The organism is Legionella cincinnatiensis, from assembly GCF_900452415.1.
In the GTDB taxonomy this organism is placed as follows: domain Bacteria; phylum Pseudomonadota; class Gammaproteobacteria; order Legionellales; family Legionellaceae; genus Legionella; species Legionella cincinnatiensis.
The window spans coordinates 708,670-725,783 of record NZ_UGNX01000001.1; the positions used below are offsets into that span (position 1 = coordinate 708,670).

Sequence of the window (17,114 nt, forward strand, 5' to 3'; positions counted from 1 at the left end):
CCTAGTCCTGATTTTATATTGAGTTAAGTTACAGAAACCTAATCATGCTTTTAGGGAGAATAATATGAGTCAAAATTGGCCTACCAGAGACAAAGATTTACAAACCGCCCGCATGATTATGGAAGAATATGCTAGTGAGCGTGAAAGTGATACTTTAGGTCTTTTTGAAATTGTTGTGGATCAAGCCGAGAAAAAGATGAGTTTTCGTTTATCCGGATGGGTTATTACTTTAGCGAAACATTTTAATTCAATGTATGGATTGGATCAGGGCGATTTTGTTATCCGACAAGTGATTACACGTTGTTTTACTCAGGGACAAACATTACATTAAATTTTTCTAAAATATTATGTTGTAACATAAACGTAACGTTTGTCTCTTGCAAAGGTAGGAATGTGACGTATTAAGACGGCATTCGGTTCTAAATGGAAGTAGTTCAATACAAAAGTTTATACACATGGAAAATTCTGCATTGCTGCAATCAAAATCATGGTTTATCGAAAAATATCTGTCAGATTTACATCATCCATTGTCTGACAGCGTAAAAAAACTTACTCTTATTAGCGACTATGCGTGCAGACATATTCAATTGTTAAAAAACTTACTGATGACGGATAATTGTCATTCTGCTTTGTCTCGCGAGGATTATTTTCATGCACTAAAAAGCACCGCATTATGTTTACCGATTGCAACTTACTTACGTGTCGTGCGCCAATTTAGAAATACCCAACTTTTGCGGCTTCTTCTTCTTGAGATGGCCGGTATTATTCATGTTGAAGAAGCAATCGAATCTTGGTCCGATTGTGCCGATGCTTTGATATTGCACGTTTTAGATTATTGCAAACAAACGCTTTCTTTACGTCATGGGACGCCGCGTGATAGAGAGGGAAATGAAGTTTATTTATATACCCTTGCTATGGGTAAGTTAGGGGGAAGAGAACTCAACTATTCTTCGGATGTTGATCTGATTTTTGCTTATACGCTTGTAGGTGAAACTGACGGTGAAGAGCGTATTGATAATCAACATTTTTTTAGTAAATTAGTCCAGCAGCTCGTTCAAGTTTTGCAAAATATAACCGCAGATGGATTTGTTTTTCGTGTCGACTTGAGGCTACGTCCTAATGGAGATAGTGGTCCTTTGGTGTCAAGTCTAGCAGCACTAGAAACTTATTATCAAGAACAAGGCCGTGATTGGGAGCGCTATGCTATGGTTAAGGCTCGTGTAATTACGGAGTCACTCGACGAGGTACATCCTTGGTTTGCGCGGTTAATCGTCCCTTTTGTTTATAGGCGTTATGTTGATTTTAGTGTGATTGAGTCTTTGCGTAGTATGAAGGCAATGATTGAGAGAGAAGTAGAGTTAAACCCACGATTAGATGATATAAAACGAGGCAAAGGGGGAATACGAGAGGTCGAATTTGTTATTCAGAGTTTTCAACTAATTCGCGGAGGCCGGCTACCGCAACTCCAAGAACAAAATGCTTTATCGGCACTGAGTGTTTTAAAACGGGAAAAACTATTACCACATACCGATGCTTTAAGACACGCTTATCTGTTTTTGCGCCGATTGGAAAATATGTTACAAAGTTTAAATGATCAACAGACTCACTCTTTACCGGAAGATGTAATAAAACAAGAACAAGTTACTTTAGCTATGGGGTTTTCTTCTTGGAATGATTTAGTAATCAAATTAAACAAATATCAGCGCATTATTAGCTATGCATTTCATTCAATACTTGGCAAAGTCAAAGACTATGAAAATGATAAAAGGCTATTAGATAATCAGTTATCAAGTCTTTGGCAAGGCCATGTTGAAACCGGTATGGCAATTAATTTATTAACCAGCTTGGGTTTTATAAACGCTTCTTATTGTTATCAAATGATTCATTCCTTTCGTCATAGCCCTCGCTGTCGACGTTTAACCCAAGGCGCACGTATGCGCTTGGATCGGTTAATGGTGATGTTGCTTGCAGAACTTACTCATGTTGAAAAAACGGATGAGGTGTTATTGCAAGTGATGCATTTACTTGAAAATATTGTAGGACGTAGCGCTTATTTGGCTTTAATCACTGAAAATCCGCAGGTACTTACTGAATTATTGTTTTGGTTTGCTCATAGTCCTTTTATTACTTCATTATTAGTGAATCAACCGTTTTTACTCGAAGTCTTGCTGGATCAAGGGCAAGAATGGCGCCCATTATCGCTTCACCAATTGCAACAACAATTGATTGAAAAATTGGGCCATCATGATGATATTGAGGTGCAGGAAGAAATTCTGCGTCAGTTTAAATTGGCGAATTGGTTGATGGCTGCTCGTGCAGAATGTTATGGGTTCTGTAGTTCTGTACGAATTGGACAATTTCTGTCGGATGTGGCGCAAGTGATTGTGAATCAGGTTTTGCAGCTTGCTAGTGAACAATTGGGCGTACGCTATCCTGAAATAGAGCAAACCAAAACACATTTTGCAATTATTGCTTATGGGAAATTAGGTAGCCGTGAAATGAACTATGCATCTGATTTGGATTTAGTATTTTTATATACAGCAAAACCATCAGAAGAGGCTTTGGTGACACGATTAACCCAAAAAATTTTACATATGCTGACTACTCGTTCCCAATCTGGAGTTCTTTACAGTGTCGATACACGTCTTAGGCCCTCTGGTGCTGCTGGACTATTGGTTAGTCATGTGGATGCATTTGTTGAATACCAAAAAAAACAGGCATGGACATGGGAACATCAGGCTTTATTAAAAGCACGGATCTTAAGTGGTAATGCCAAAATTAGACATCATTTTATGCAATTGAAAAAATCGGTAGTGCAAATAGAGCGAAATAAAACCACTTTGCAGCACGATGTATTGTCTATGCGATCCAAGATAGAACATTATCAAACTAAAGATCCAATAGCTCGGGGATTGTTAGATTTAGAGTTTTTAGTGCAATATTTGATACTTCATTTAAGAAATCCTTCTTTGGCTCGATATACCCACACATTAAGTCAATTGCACCATTTATTTTTAGCCGGCGCTTTCAATAAAGAACAATACCTTTTTTTGAAAAAAGCGTATAAGAAACACCATCAGCTATTACATTTGAATTTATTACGTCCAAATACGGTAAGTAGTGATGGCATGCAAAATGAAATTATGAGAATTTCTCGCGATTTTTTTGATTAATCTTTAAACTCTGCATATAAATCATAATCATCACTATCTGTAATCATTACTTCGGCGAAAGATCCACTTTTAATTCCTGGAGTAGGGGGGAGAATCACAAGACCATCAATTTCTGGTGCATCACCTTTGCTACGCGCAATAATTTGATCGCCATCAATTTCGTCAATTAATACTGTTTGGGTTTTACCAATTTTACTTTCCAATTTATTACGACTAATTTCTGCTTGTAATTGCATGAAGCGGTGGTAGCGTTCCTCTTTTATTTCTTCGGGAACGGGATCGCTTAATTCATTCGCTTTAGCTCCTTCGACTGGAGAATATTTGAAGCAACCTACACGATCTAATTGTGCCTCTTCTAGGAAGTCGAGTAACTCTTCAAATTCTTCTTCTGTTTCTCCAGGAAAGCCAACAATAAACGTGGAGCGAAGCGTAATCTCTGGACAAATCTCGCGCCAAGAGGCAATCCGTAAGAGGGTATTTTCACTACTTGCCGGGCGTTTCATTGCTTTAAGTATTCTTGAGTTGGCATGCTGTAAAGGGATATCCAAATAAGGAAGAATAAGACCATCGCGCATTAAGGGTATAATTTCATCAACATGCGGGTAAGGATAGACATAATGCAAACGGATCCAAATGCCTAATTGACCTAATTGTTCACATAAATCAAAAAATCGGGTATTGATGGTTTTTTCTTGCCAAGTTACTGGTTGATAACGCGTGTCTACTCCATAAGCGCTAGTATCTTGAGAAATCACTAAAATTTCATTAACTCCGGCATCCTTTAATTTCTTAGCTTCGGTTAATACTTGTGCCATTGGATAACTTTGTAATTTTCCTCGCATCGTGGGAATGATGCAAAAAGTACATTTTTGATTACATCCTTCAGATATTTTTAAATAAGCATAATGGCGTGGAGTTAATTTAATTCCTTGGGGAGGAACAAGTTGGGTAAAAGGATCAGTTGGTGGAGGTAGATGTTGATGTACTGCATTGACTACTTCTTCATAGGCATGTGCACCGCTAATATGGAGAACATCAGGACAAGCTTCTTTGATGATGTCCGCTTTTGCCCCTAAACAACCGGTAACAATAACACGTCCATTTTCTGCCATTGCTTCTTTAATGGTATCTAGCGATTCTTTAACCGCACTATCAATAAAACCACAAGTATTAATAACGACAACACCGGCATCTTGATAACTGGAAACTAATTCATATCCTTGAGCACGTAATTGGGTAATAATTCGCTCTGAGTCAACTAGAGCTTTAGGACAACCAAGGCTAACAAAACCAACTTTATGATTCATATTATTTTAACTGTAAAAAAAATGAACTAATTATACCTCTTCTTTAATGCTATTCCAATAATTCTTATTTAATTTTCTCATGTTTGGAGTGTATCGTGTGGACCGAAATGAAGAGAGTTGATGGACGAATTAAGGATTTCGTCATTTTCGCGAAAGCGGAAATCCATTTCTAGAGGAGCATTGTGCTTCCATCAACATGGGAACCCGCTTGCGCGAGGACGACTACAGATTTCCTAAGTTAAGTTGAGTTCGGAATAAGGATGTCATTAAACTCTGTTTTTAGCACGATCCGTTCGGGCTGAGGAGGCTTTTACGCCGTCTCGAAACCTACGCAGGACACTTGAACGCTCGCACTAAGGCTTCGAGACAACGCTATGCGTTTCCTCAGCCCGCACGGATCCGAGTAAATTTACGTCCGTTTATCCTGAGCTCATGGTAAGTTAATGACAGTAAAGCATCGGCTAGCCCGAACGGACCTAGATATAGACCCGATCTTATATAATCCTTATCCGATACTCACGTTAATTTAAGGACATGCTTTTTCGAGCTTCCTCTAAATTTTCATGAAGCTTACTACCACGAGAGTTCCAGAAACTCATAGCATTGCTTGCAGTATTATCACTTGGGATGAAAGGAGTCAGATATAAGAGACTTGGTAAAAGTGTTGTGATGAGGTGACGTGCAGCATACACCACATGGGTAATAAATCTTGACAAGGAGTCACGATGCGTTTTTAAGGTTTCTGCTCCATCATTAAGAGTGATAAAAAACTTAGTAACCCTATCAGAGGGCTTCAAAGAAGACTTAGTATCTCTCAAGTCTTGTATCAAGTGCTCTATTAAATCAATTTTACTTGCTGTTCTTATTCTTTTGATTTCATCCATGCTCGTTAAATCTTGAGATTTAAGATAATCGTAGTATTTTTGGGTCATAGGCAACAATTTATTTTGAATTAGTTCAAAATATTTATGCTCAGTTTTATTATTCACAAGAGACATTAAGTGTTCATTTTCATTGTTTAATCTTGCACTAATTCCAATGCCTTCAACAAATAAATCTAAAATACTATTTAGTGAATTTGTTAATTCTTCAATTTCCTTATTGTTTTGAGCTATTAACTCGCTAGTTTCATTTTCTAACTTTTTAAAGTCCTTGCTTTTTTTATCTGCTAGCGCTTTAGCTTCATTTAATGCTTTTTCTTTCTTCCCCAGCTCTTTAGATTGTAAATCGATCAATGTGGTGATGCTGATTATTTTTGTTTCTGGTGTAAACGTTGGAAAACCATTTTGCTTAAAGAGTTCGCATTGTTGGTGTTTCTTTGAATACCTTACAATGTTCCATCCTTTATCCGTATCTGATAAGTTAATTGGTGTTCCAATTAAGGAGTCAATTCCTTTTTCATTAAGTGTACCATCTTGATTTTTTACCGGAAGTGAAGTGGTACGAAGCTGCTGTTTTTCGCTTTGATCAATTTGATCTATTCTGATATGGGTTAGTAGATCAGGTGTTTTTAGGATGGTTGTGGCAATAGCGGCCTGATTCTTGCGATAATTACATGTATCTGCTCCAATACGATGTAAAACCACCTCTTTCTCATTGGTATTATAAGTGTTTTTATAAATACGCGGACGTTCTGCTGGTATATGACCATGATATATTTCGTGTACACCACTATCGTATAATTTATGCAAAGTCTCTTCTTTTAAGGTATTTCCAAAAGCACCATGAATTAGGGTTGCTCCACCATTGCGCGCCGCTGGAAGTCCCATACTAACGAGTTCAGCGAGTCCATAATTAAGCCTTAAAGTTGACTCTTTAGCTAAGTGATTTGCATGAGTGTATAACGTCCATAACACAGTATACCAAGCATTTTCAGCGTCGATTAATTCCTGAATATTTCGTGCAATTAATTTTCCTTTTTCATTTCTGGGAGGTAAATTGCCGTTGAAGATTTTAGATAATATATCAGCATCAACTAATTCCTCTAAAGTACTTGGTAGTAGGAAAGAATTATCGTCAATACCGCCATGGGTAAATAAAGTACTACCAATTTGTGCGCCTAATTGGCAATAACCAAGATATTGGACATAAGGGCTGTTAGGATTGGTAAAGTAGTATTTCACAAATTCTAAAGTGGCTTCTTGATTATCGACCACTATTTTATTCTCTTCCCAATGAGCAAAACCTTTTTCTAAAGCGAGATCTTCCCATAATTCAGGAGCTCCAGTACTGTTTGCAAACTGCCATTTTATAAATAAAATCTGTTTTTCTGTATCAGTGAGCTTATTAAATAAAGTGATTAGTTTTTGAGAGTCAGACTCCTTAGGCCAATTTAACTCGTCTATAAGATAAGTTAAAAATAATTTTGCTTTATCATTACCATCTACCCAAACAAGCGATGGGTTACGAGCTGTTCCTTTATTTTGACGCTCCTCTGGAGTTAAGTGAACATCATTTAGAAATACCTGATTGATAGAGTTGATGCTTAATTCATTCAGGATGCGAAGCTTGGTTGTTTCGCGATTACCAAGAATGGAAATCATTCGCTCCCCGTACACCTTATGAGTATTGTTGATAATTTCAACGAGACGTATATTATGCGGATCTTGTCGGCCTGTGTTACTGCGTGATTTATCAGTAAGATCACCAATGTTCACACAAATGACATTTTCTGGTAGTTGAATGCAGGTTTTGCCGTCTTTGGTTACTAGGGTGAAATCATTCTCTTCGAGAGCAAGTTTAGGAAAACTTTCCCTATAGGTTTTTTTATAAAGAGCTAGACTTCGTTCCAAAAAACTTAAATCGCCTTCAAGATCAGCAAAGGTGATTATCATTTGTCCCTCATATAATTCATGATGGGTATTTTTTGTCATTATCAAATGCTCCTGAAAAGTTAAATTTTCCGAGATGCTACACAAATAGACGTTTTTTTTACCAATAAAATTTGCTAATATGTGATATGAAATTTACAAATAATATATTATTTACAATAGGTTATTAGTGGTTTGTGACAGGATAACTTCTTAACAGGTGGGTTACAACTGAATTTAATGTAAACGGTTAAGGCTACTTTAGAGCGGTTTGGAGTTTAAAGCATAAATCAGTCAAGCAAGGTCTGACTACTTATGCTTACTGGATTTGCTGTAAAGTTTTTAAGAATTTATCGGTAGAAATTTCACCTACTAGTTTAAACTGATTCAGTTCCGTTCCTTTGGTGTTAAAAAAGATAAAAGTAGGAGGAGCTACCACATCAAAGTAAGTAAGTATTGCCTTATTTTCAGCGTTCTGTGCGGTAACATCGATCTTAATTACCGTAAATTGCGTTAAGGCATCTTGCACTTGAGAGTCTTTAAATGTGGTTGCTTCCATCACCTTGCAGGAATGACACCAATCCGCATAAAAGTCCAACATGATGGGTTTGCCTTGCGATTCTAAAATCGCTTGCTTTATGTCACTTAAATTCTGTACTTGTGGTGTTTTAACGTGGAGGGAATTTGCAGTGTATGCACTAGTTAAAGGCTGTAAAGGATTGGTTGCTCCCATACTGGCACCTACTAAAATTAAGAAACCATATACGAGCAAAATCAGTCCTACTCCTTGGCTGAATTTTTCACGATTTGTGAGGGAGTAGGTGAGTGCGCCACTATAAATACCTGAAAATATAAGCAAACAAGCCCATAATCCCATGCTGATTAAAGAAGGAACTATGCGAGAAATTAAATCAATAGCAACCGCAATGAAAAGAATACCAAAAAGTGCTTTAATCGTATTCATCCAACTGCCAGTTTCAGGTAACCATCGACCTGCGGAGGTCCCAATCAGCAGTAAGGGCGTGCCCATTCCCAAACCCAAGATGAATAACGTCAAACAACCCAAAAGAACATTTCCAGTTTGAGCAATATAGGTGAGCACTCCAATTAAAGGTGCAGTAACGCAAGGAGAAAGAATCAGAGTAGACAAACATCCCATGATTGCAGCTCCTAGATAGTGGCCGCCCCTACGATTACTTGTACCGTGTATTTTTGCTTGCCAAGAATGCGGTAATTTAAATTCATAAAATCCAAACATGGATAAGGCTAAAAGAATAAAAATGAGGCTGAATATTCCTATAGCCCAAGGTGATTGCATGCTGATTTGCAGATTGGCTCCGAGTAAGGCGACTACCGCTCCAATTATTGCATAGGTTATTGACATACTTAAGACATAGCTTAAAGAGAGAAAAAAAGCTTTTCGAGTTGAAAGTTCCTTCCCATGGCCAACGATGATTCCCGATAAAACTGGAACCATAGGTAAGATGCATGGGGTAAATGATAAAAGTAGACCAAAACCGTAAAAAGTAATAAGAATAATAAACCAATTATGACTCAAAAAGACTTTTGAAATGCTATCATTTTGAGTTTCTTCTGCAGCTATTGGTTCATTAGTTGGTTGTTCTAGGTTTGCATGAGTTAATGCTAAATTGTTATTTATAGATAACCGTATTGCTTTTGTTTCTGGAGCATAGCAAAAACCATCGTCGGAGCATCCTTGATAATGCAAATCAATATAGGTTTCTCCGGATTGATCAGCTAAAATACTTACTGGAATAGAGACTTGATCACGATATACAGTATAAACATGTCCTTGCTTATCCGTTTTTTTTACTGTAGGGGGTAAACGAAGAGGGCCTAAATTAATGTTACTGTCTGACTTAGATATTAGCTTAATACGTTTACTGTATAAAAAATAATCTGGCTTTATTTGAAAATTGATGGCAAAAGTGTTGGGGTCGACTTTCGCTACATTCACATGAAACACTTCCGATGCGGGAAGTGGGTTTGCATGGAGAGCAAATGTAGCAACGTAACAAAATACCAATAAAAACCATTTTCTCATTCTGCAACCTTTTTCATAAAATTTAGAGTCTGGAACAGTTAGCTTCAGGATGCTTATGCTATCCCCGAACATGTAGATAACTATATCAGAACATAGTGTAGTGTGAATAAAGTTAAAACTAAAATTTTTTTTATTTTGACCCTTGAAAGTTTTTTCTTTGTCCCCATATGCGTTTCAGTAACATTGTAAATGAGTTTAAAGTTTAATTAATCAGGAGAAAGAAGCATGAAAATTCGTCCTTTACACGATCGAGTTGTTGTTCGTCGTATGGAAGAAGAGCGTACCACAGCCGGTGGTATTGTTATTCCAGATAGCGCTACTGAAAAACCAATGCGTGGTGAAATCATTGCTGTTGGTGCGGGTAAAATATTAGATAACGGTGATGTTCGCGCTTTAGCAGTAAAAGTAGGCGATATTGTTCTATTTGGTAAGTACTCCGGTACCGAAGTAAAAATCGACGGTAAAGAACTGGTTGTGATGCGTGAAGACGACATCATGGGTGTTATTGAGAAATAATTTGTTTCATTAGGAGAGATAAATAATGGCAAAAGAATTACGTTTTGGCGACGATGCTCGCTTACAAATGCTTGCTGGTGTTAATGCATTAGCTGATGCAGTTCAAGTAACAATGGGGCCTCGCGGTCGTAATGTTGTTTTAGAAAAATCATATGGTGCACCTACTGTAACTAAAGATGGTGTATCTGTTGCTAAAGAAATTGAATTTGATCAACGCTTCATGAACATGGGCGCTCAAATGGTTAAAGAAGTTGCTTCTAAAACTTCTGATACTGCTGGAGATGGTACTACTACTGCTACTGTATTGGCTCGTGCTATTGTAGTTGAAGGCTATAAAGCAATTGCTGCTGGCATGAATCCTATGGATCTGAAGCGTGGTATTGATAAAGCAGTTGCTGCAATCACCAAAAAACTACAAACCATGTCTAAGCCTTGCAAAGACAACAAAGCAATTGCACAAGTAGGTACTATTTCTGCTAACTCTGATGAAGCAATTGGTTCAATTATTGCTAGTGCAATGGATAAAGTAGGTAAAGAAGGTGTTATTACTGTTGAAGACGGTAATGGATTAGAAAATGAATTATCCGTTGTTGAAGGTATGCAGTTTGATCGTGGCTATATTTCTCCATACTTCATCAACAATCAACAAAGCATGACTTGCGAGCTTGAGCATCCATTCATTCTGTTAGTTGATAAGAAAATTTCTAGCATTCGTGATATGTTGTCTGTATTGGAAGGTGTTGCAAAATCAGGTCGTCCATTATTGATTATTGCTGAAGATGTTGAAGGCGAAGCTTTAGCAACTTTAGTAGTTAACAACATGCGCGGTATTGTTAAAGTATGTGCTGTTAAAGCTCCAGGATTTGGTGATCGTCGTAAAGCAATGCTACAAGACATCGCGATTCTGACTCATGGCCAAGTAATTTCTGAAGAAATTGGCAAGAGCTTAGAAGCTGCTACTTTAGAAGATTTAGGTACTGCTAAGCGTATCGTTGTTACTAAAGAAAACACAACCATCATTGATGGTGAAGGTAAGGCTGCTGAAATCAATGCGCGCATTACTCAAATTCGTGCTCAAATTGAAGAAACTACTTCTGATTACGATCGCGAGAAGTTACAAGAGCGTGTTGCTAAATTATCTGGTGGTGTTGCCGTGATTAAAGTTGGCGCTGCTACTGAAGTAGAAATGAAAGAGAAAAAAGCTCGTGTTGAAGATGCATTACATGCTACCCGTGCTGCTGTTGAAGAAGGTATTGTAGCCGGTGGTGGTGTTGCTCTAATCCGCGCACAAAAAGCTTTGGATTCTTTGAAAGGTGATAACGACGATCAAAATATGGGTATTAACATTTTACGTCGTGCTATTGAAGCACCTATGCGTCAGATCGTAGCTAATGCTGGTTATGAAGCTTCTGTCATTGTGAATAAAGTAGCTGAAAACAAAGATAACTACGGTTTCAATGCGTCTACTGGTGAATTCGGTGACATGGTTGAAATGGGTATTTTAGATCCAACTAAAGTAACTCGTATGGCATTACAAAATGCTGCTTCTGTAGCAAGCTTAATGCTGACTACTGAGTGCATGGTTGCTGATTTACCAAAGAAAGATGAAGCTGGTGCTGGCGATATGGGCGGCATGGGCGGAATGGGTGGTATGGGAGGCATGGGCGGCATGATGTAAGCCTCTCTTAACCCGTTCTTTTAAAACCCGTCTTTATGGCGGGTTTTTTTTAATAGCCTCTAATAAAATATTTCTATTGGTTTTAAAAGCATTTATCATCCAATAATTAAAAAATTACCAAGCTAGGAGTAACGATGGGAACAATAATTAAAAAATTGGAAGTAGTCTTGGCAGATACATATGCTTTGTATCTCAAAACGCAAAATTACCACTGGCATGTTAAAGGTGTGCAATTTAAAAGCTTACACGAGTTGTTTGAAATGCAATATAAACAATTAGCAGACGCTGTGGATGAAATTGCAGAGCGAATTTTAATTATAGGTCATAAAGCTCCAGCTACTTTTTCTGAGTTTAATGCGTTAAAAACCATCAAAGATGGCAATTCTAGTGCTGATGCAAACCAGATGGTGAGCGAGTTAGCTGAAGATAATGAGGCTTTAGTGAAGGATCTTAATAAAGCAGTTCGATTAGCTCAAGAACAGGGTGATGAGGGTACGGTAGCATTATTAAGTGAGCGTATCGCAGCTCATGAAAAAGCACATTGGATGTTAAGTGCTTCTCGCTAAGACTAATTTGTAATCCTAAATCTTCAAAAAGCGTCGCCTGCTGCGAAAGCAGGAGATCTATTCCTGGTTGCAAGCAACCAGGCTACTCATTTACGTTGATTTTGCTTTATTCACGCCAATCTTATTTAAGATAATCGTGAACGACTCTACCATAAGGTAAAGTGAGATCGGATAATATATGTACCGCATTTACTACGCGACGAACAGGAAGACTCGCTACTGGAGCTAATGCATGGTGCGCTAACTCTAATTGAGCAGGACCTTGCCAGGATCCTTTGATAACCACATCTTCTAAGTGATATTCGACAAGCTCACAAATACGGATACTCCCATCCACATGGGGAATGATTTTGAGTAAATAATTAGGAGCATTCATTGAGTCTGCTACTTTTTTTACATCTAAGGTTTCGTATTTGTAGCCCATTGTTGCAGTTGCGATACGAAAAGGCCCATATTCAAGAGTGCCTAGTAGTGTTTCATGAGCGACCTCAAGTTTTGGTTGAGCTAATTTCTTAGGAAAACCCCAGATTTCTCGACCTCCGGCTATGGGAGGCAGATCATCTAAAAACATTGCGTGAGTATATCCCCCCATTTTACCCTTATAACGCACAGGAATTACCTGTCCTGATTCAGTATAATCACCAAATCCTGTTGAATCAGGCATGCGAATGAATTCGAATTTGACTAAAGGGTCTACTACTTCTAAAGGGGCAGGGACTATTTTGCGCAATAAATCTATATCCGTTTCATAAGTAACGATTAAATATTCTCTATTGATAAAGCGATAAGGGCCACGTGGGTAAGCTGGGCTGGTAAGTGGCATTGCAAAAGCTTGTTCTATTACCTCTGCTTCTTTCATTTCCAAACTCCTTTGGATGTGTATGGTGACAGACAGATTCTAATCATTTAATCTTTGTCATCCGTGGTACGCTTTTTCCACTGATAGTGGGTCTATGTTTAAGTTGAGGCCAATATTTACTCCATGAACCAGCCATGACTTACTACAAGTGATTGTCCTGTCAGGGCATTAGATTCAAAAGAAGCAAAAAATAAAGCAGTTTGTGCCACGTCATCAGTAGTAGTGAATACGCCATCGACAGTATCTTTCAGCATGACATTTTTAATGACTTCTTCTTCAGTAATTCCTAATTCTTTCGCTTGCTCTGGAATTTGTTTGTCTACAAGTGGTGTTCGAACAAAACCAGGACAAATGACGTTTGCTCTTACATTATGGGCTGCTCCTTCTTTAGCAACAACTTGACATAAACCAAGTAAGCCATGTTTTGCAGTCACATAAGGTGCTTTAAGCTTAGACGCTTCTTTGGAATGTACTGAACCCATATAAATGATACTGCCTCCTTTACCAGAAGCATACATGTGCTTTAATGCTGCACGAGTTGTTAAGAACGCACCGTCTAAATGTATAGAGATTAATTTTTTCCAGTCTGAAAAAGCTAATTGATCTACAGGGCTAATAATTTGAATTCCGGCATTGCTGACCATAACATCCACACCACCAAAATTTTCAGCTACAGCGTCTACGCCTTGATTGACTTCGTTCTCATCGGTGACGTTCATGGCAACTGCCATTGCTTCTCCACCTTTAGATTTTATTTCCTCAGCAGTGATATTGGCTTGAGATAAATTCAGATCAGCAATTGCAACTTTTGCTCCTTCTTTTGCATAAACTAAGGCTATTTCTTTACCAATTCCACTGGCGGCTCCAGTAATTATAGCTACTTTGTTTTTTAAGCGCATGATAACAATCCTTGTATTATTTTTGAGTTAATGGGTAATCATATAATTGAACTAAATTTTTTAAAAGTATAGCAATGGAAGTAAAATATTGCTTATTCTTCACCAAGAATTTTTAACAATCCATTTGTCCCAAGCTCTATGCTCGGAAGCCAAATAATGTGAATCTATTTGTAGGACTCAAGGGTCAACAGCCCCTAATCGTCCATAGATGCGTTACATGGATTAATACACAAAACCCAATGGGTTTAAAAACTTTAACCTCTTTAATTATAGAGGTTAAAGTTATTTTTTATATTAGTAATAATAATAATTGTAACCAGGACGATAGTAACGATGACGGTAGTAATATTGACGGTCTTGTTGCTGACCAATAGCATTACCTACGAGGGCTCCGGCTCCTGCACCTATTACTGTACCTACTGCACTTCCACCGGTAGCTGCATAACCTATACCCGCTCCAGCTGCTCCACCAACACCGGTTCCTATTTCTGTATTAGTACAACCACCGAGCATAAAAACTGATAAACTGAGAAAAAATAATGGAGCAATAATTTTTTTCATAGTGAACTCCCTTTTATGATTTAAGAATTTCTGCATTTATAAATTGATTTTTATTTGCAAGAAGATTCTAATTTCTTTATCTCCATTATGATTTTAGTACAAAAATAATTTTATTTGATAAATATTTATACAAATTTTGTATTTGTTGTAGGCATTTAAAAGACAAATTTTACTCTGACCCTCATTTTCCAGTAGTATTAGCACTATCGATTATAAAAAATAGAGGAAAATATGTTTAAAGGAAGCATAGTTGCTTTATTAACCCCCATGCTCAATGATCAAGTAGATGTTTCGCGTCTGCGTGAGCTTGTCGAATATCATATTGAAATGGGTACTCATGGTTTGGTTGCGGCAGGTTCTACAGGCGAATCAGGTACTTTATCTCACGAAGAAAAGATTCTTGTGATTAAAACCGTTGTTGATCAAGCTAAAGAGCGAATTCCTGTAATTGCTGGAACGGGTATGAATGCCACTCGCGATTGTATTACCCTAACTCAAGAAGCGATGGAATGTGGGGCCCATGCTGCATTAATTATGACTCCTGCATATATTAGACCAACTCAAGAGGGTTTATATCAACATTATTGCCAAATAGCTCAAGCGGTTGCCATGCCTATCATTCTTTATAATGTTCCAACTCGGACCGCTTGTGATATGTTACCTGAAACTGTAGCAAGACTTGCAAAAATTTCTAATATTGTGGGAATAAAGGACGCTACAGGTCAAATGACGCGTTTACAACAAATTTTGCGTCTTTCTGAAGGAAGTATTGATGTATTTAGTGGTGATGATTTTACCGCCGCATCTTGGATGCTAGCTGGGGCTAAAGGAAATATTTCCGCAGCAGCTAATATAGTTGCTAAATTAATGGCAAAATTATGTGATTTAGCTTTAGATGGGGATCATGCGGCATGTTTGCGTCTCAATGAGCAATTAATGCCTTTATATGAATTATTGTTTATTGAAACAAATCCTATTGCTATAAAATGGGCAGCAAACAAAATGGGTTTAATGGAAAATGAATTAAGAATGCCATTGACCTCTTTATCAAAAGAGCACCATGAGCCTTTAGAAAAAATATTGAAGAATTTGGAGTTGATCTAAGTGAAAAAATTGAGTTTTATTCTCGTTTGCATTGCTCTAATTTGTTCTGGATGCAGTCGTTATGCAAGTAATGGGGAACGTCTTTACTTAAATAGTCGTAATGGTCCAGTTTTGGAAGTCCCACCTCCATTATCGAGGGCAAATATCAGTAATTTTTACGATTTGCCACAACAAAACCAAGATGCACGTGTAAGTATTGCTCCACCTGTATCATAGAGGGTTTATTATGACACCATCGGAATCAGCTGAATTACTTATTGTTCAGGACTTATCGCAGCGTATTGTCGATGCGCAACGCAAGATCAGGATTCTTGATAGTATCAAATGGGATGACTCTATAAAAAAAGAGTTTTTTAAACATAAAGGTAAAAAACTCCCGCCTGTTGATAAAGAATATTATGAGAAAAAGCCTCTGCCATTTAATGTGTTTGAAAAGCAAGAGGAGTTTCGGAATATTTTACGTGATGCTCAGAATCAATTAGGACAATATTCTACTCTAACTCGTTTAATTCGACGCCAATGCGAAGAATACATTAGAGCAACACAAATGCTCGCTGCACGAGGTACGTCTGCATTTTCTGAAATAGCAACAGAACTGTATGGTAGTCCAAATGATGTATTTTATGCTGGGGGACCACGTATGTCAGAGATGGGTACATTGCTCTTTGATGTATTAACAGGCCTTAGTGTTCAATTGCAATCAGAAGCAGATGTAAAGCATTATACGCCGCAACAAGCACAAGAAATTTTACAAACTCGATTAGGAACTTTTTTTGACAAACACCCAGGTAAAGTCACTGTTATGGTAAGTGATGATATGATTGCAGATGCTTCCGCAGGTGCTGACAGTATTAAACTGAGCCAACAAGCCATGTTTAGTGATCGAGATCTTCGTTATTTAGAGGTGCATGAAGGATGGGTTCATGTAGGTACAACCTTGAATGGTTTGATGCAACCTAATTGTTTTTTTCTTTCTAAAGGCTCACCATCAAGTAGTGTTATCCAGGAAGGCTTAGCAGTGATCACGGAAATTGTTACCTTTTCTTCATATCCGAGTCGTATGCTAAAAATTACTAATAGAGTAATTGCATTAGATATGGTCACGCAAGGAGCAGATTTCCTTGATATTTATAATTATTTTTTAGGATGCGGTTTGAGTGAGGAAGACAGTTACAATCAAACAGTACGCGTTTTCAGAGGCAGTATCCCGACAGGTGGTCCTTTTACAAAAGATCTTTCTTATGCCAAAGGTTTTGTGTTAATTTACAATTACATTCGTTTTGCGATAAGCAAAAAACATGTTGAGTCGATTCCATTATTATTTACAGGTAAATTAGTTTTGGATGATTTGCCTTTGCTCACTGAATTAAAAGAGCGTCAGATATTGACAAATCCTGTTTATCTGCCACCTCCATTCCAAGATTTGGCTGCATTAAGTGCCTGGATGAGTTTTTCCTTGTACTTAAATCAGTTTGATTTGAATGAGATCCAAAAGAATTTTCGATTTTTGTTGGTTTAACTTTGATAAAAGATTAGAGGCTGTTGACTCTGGGTTTTCATTACCTCCGTGACGCAT

14 protein-coding genes are annotated in these 17,114 nt (G+C 37.7%); 8 read left to right on the plus strand and 6 right to left on the minus strand.

The window, feature by feature from the left end:
• Positions 1-64 precede the first annotated feature (64 nt).
• Together DYH34_RS03135 and glnE are read left to right on the plus strand one after the other, a co-directional pair.
• Positions 65-331, plus strand: a complete 267-nt coding sequence (locus DYH34_RS03135; RefSeq protein ID WP_058463459.1) for a hypothetical protein — start codon at positions 65-67, stop codon at positions 329-331.
• A 124-nt stretch (positions 332-455) separates the two neighbouring features.
• Positions 456-3,173, plus strand: a complete 2,718-nt coding sequence (gene glnE, locus DYH34_RS03140) for a bifunctional [glutamate--ammonia ligase]-adenylyl-L-tyrosine phosphorylase/[glutamate--ammonia-ligase] adenylyltransferase (protein WP_058463458.1) — start codon at positions 456-458, stop codon at positions 3,171-3,173.
• On the opposite strand, the gene rimO is transcribed toward glnE, so the two are convergent.
• The 3 genes from rimO to dsbD all read right to left on the minus strand — a co-directional run bounded on the left by rimO (position 3,170) and on the right by dsbD (position 9,355).
• Positions 3,170-4,480, minus strand: a complete 1,311-nt coding sequence (rimO, locus tag DYH34_RS03145) for a 30S ribosomal protein S12 methylthiotransferase RimO (protein WP_058463457.1) — start codon at positions 4,478-4,480, stop codon at positions 3,170-3,172. The two genes, glnE and rimO, sit on opposite strands and share 4 nt — an antisense overlap.
• Before the next feature lie 521 nt (positions 4,481-5,001).
• Positions 5,002-7,353 carry a hypothetical protein gene (locus DYH34_RS03150; RefSeq protein ID WP_058463456.1) on the minus strand — a complete coding sequence of 784 codons (2,352 nt, stop codon included), beginning with the start codon at positions 7,351-7,353 and terminating at the stop codon, positions 5,002-5,004.
• Positions 7,354-7,609: 256 nt separating this feature from the next.
• Positions 7,610-9,355, minus strand: a complete 1,746-nt coding sequence (gene dsbD, locus DYH34_RS03155; RefSeq protein WP_058463455.1) for a protein-disulfide reductase DsbD — start codon at positions 9,353-9,355, stop codon at positions 7,610-7,612.
• A gap of 225 nt (positions 9,356-9,580) precedes the next feature.
• Between dsbD and groES the strand changes: the two genes are divergently transcribed.
• The 3 genes from groES (at position 9,581) to DYH34_RS03170 (ending at position 12,115) form a co-directional block, all read left to right on the plus strand.
• Positions 9,581-9,871, plus strand: coding sequence for a co-chaperone GroES (groES, locus tag DYH34_RS03160; RefSeq protein WP_058459691.1), 291 nt, complete (start codon positions 9,581-9,583; stop codon positions 9,869-9,871).
• A 25-nt stretch (positions 9,872-9,896) separates the two neighbouring features.
• A complete protein-coding gene (gene groL / locus DYH34_RS03165; RefSeq protein ID WP_058463454.1) occupies positions 9,897-11,549 on the plus strand; it encodes a chaperonin GroEL in 1,653 nt (550 codons plus the stop codon).
• A 134-nt stretch (positions 11,550-11,683) separates the two neighbouring features.
• Positions 11,684-12,115 carry a Dps family protein gene (locus DYH34_RS03170; protein WP_058463453.1) on the plus strand — a complete coding sequence of 144 codons (432 nt, stop codon included), beginning with the start codon at positions 11,684-11,686 and terminating at the stop codon, positions 12,113-12,115.
• Positions 12,116-12,236: 121 nt separating this feature from the next.
• Here the strand turns inward: DYH34_RS03170 and DYH34_RS03175 are convergent, their stop codons facing one another.
• The 3 genes from DYH34_RS03175 to DYH34_RS03185 all read right to left on the minus strand — a co-directional run bounded on the left by DYH34_RS03175 (position 12,237) and on the right by DYH34_RS03185 (position 14,434).
• Positions 12,237-12,974 carry an acetoacetate decarboxylase gene (locus DYH34_RS03175; RefSeq protein WP_058463452.1) on the minus strand — a complete coding sequence of 246 codons (738 nt, stop codon included), beginning with the start codon at positions 12,972-12,974 and terminating at the stop codon, positions 12,237-12,239.
• 116 nt (positions 12,975-13,090) lie between these two features.
• Positions 13,091-13,873 carry a 3-hydroxybutyrate dehydrogenase gene (locus tag DYH34_RS03180; protein WP_058463451.1) on the minus strand — a complete coding sequence of 261 codons (783 nt, stop codon included), beginning with the start codon at positions 13,871-13,873 and terminating at the stop codon, positions 13,091-13,093.
• Positions 13,874-14,167: 294 nt separating this feature from the next.
• Entirely contained in the window at positions 14,168-14,434 is a 267-nt protein-coding gene (locus DYH34_RS03185) for a glycine zipper domain-containing protein (RefSeq protein ID WP_058463450.1), read from the minus strand.
• Between the two features lie 231 nt (positions 14,435-14,665).
• Here DYH34_RS03185 and dapA point away from each other — a divergent pair, with 231 nt between their 5' ends.
• From dapA to DYH34_RS03200, 3 genes are read left to right on the plus strand one after another with little or no spacing between them, the layout of a single operon-like run.
• Positions 14,666-15,538 carry a 4-hydroxy-tetrahydrodipicolinate synthase gene (dapA, locus tag DYH34_RS03190; RefSeq protein ID WP_058463449.1) on the plus strand — a complete coding sequence of 291 codons (873 nt, stop codon included), beginning with the start codon at positions 14,666-14,668 and terminating at the stop codon, positions 15,536-15,538.
• The gene (locus tag DYH34_RS03195) at positions 15,539-15,754 is read left to right on the plus strand and encodes a hypothetical protein (RefSeq protein WP_003632889.1); all 216 of its coding nucleotides are present in this window, start codon (positions 15,539-15,541) and stop codon (positions 15,752-15,754) included.
• A 10-nt stretch (positions 15,755-15,764) separates the two neighbouring features.
• Positions 15,765-17,057, plus strand: a complete 1,293-nt coding sequence (locus DYH34_RS03200; RefSeq protein ID WP_058463448.1) for a flavohemoglobin expression-modulating QEGLA motif protein — start codon at positions 15,765-15,767, stop codon at positions 17,055-17,057.
• Positions 17,058-17,114: the final 57 nt, after the last annotated feature.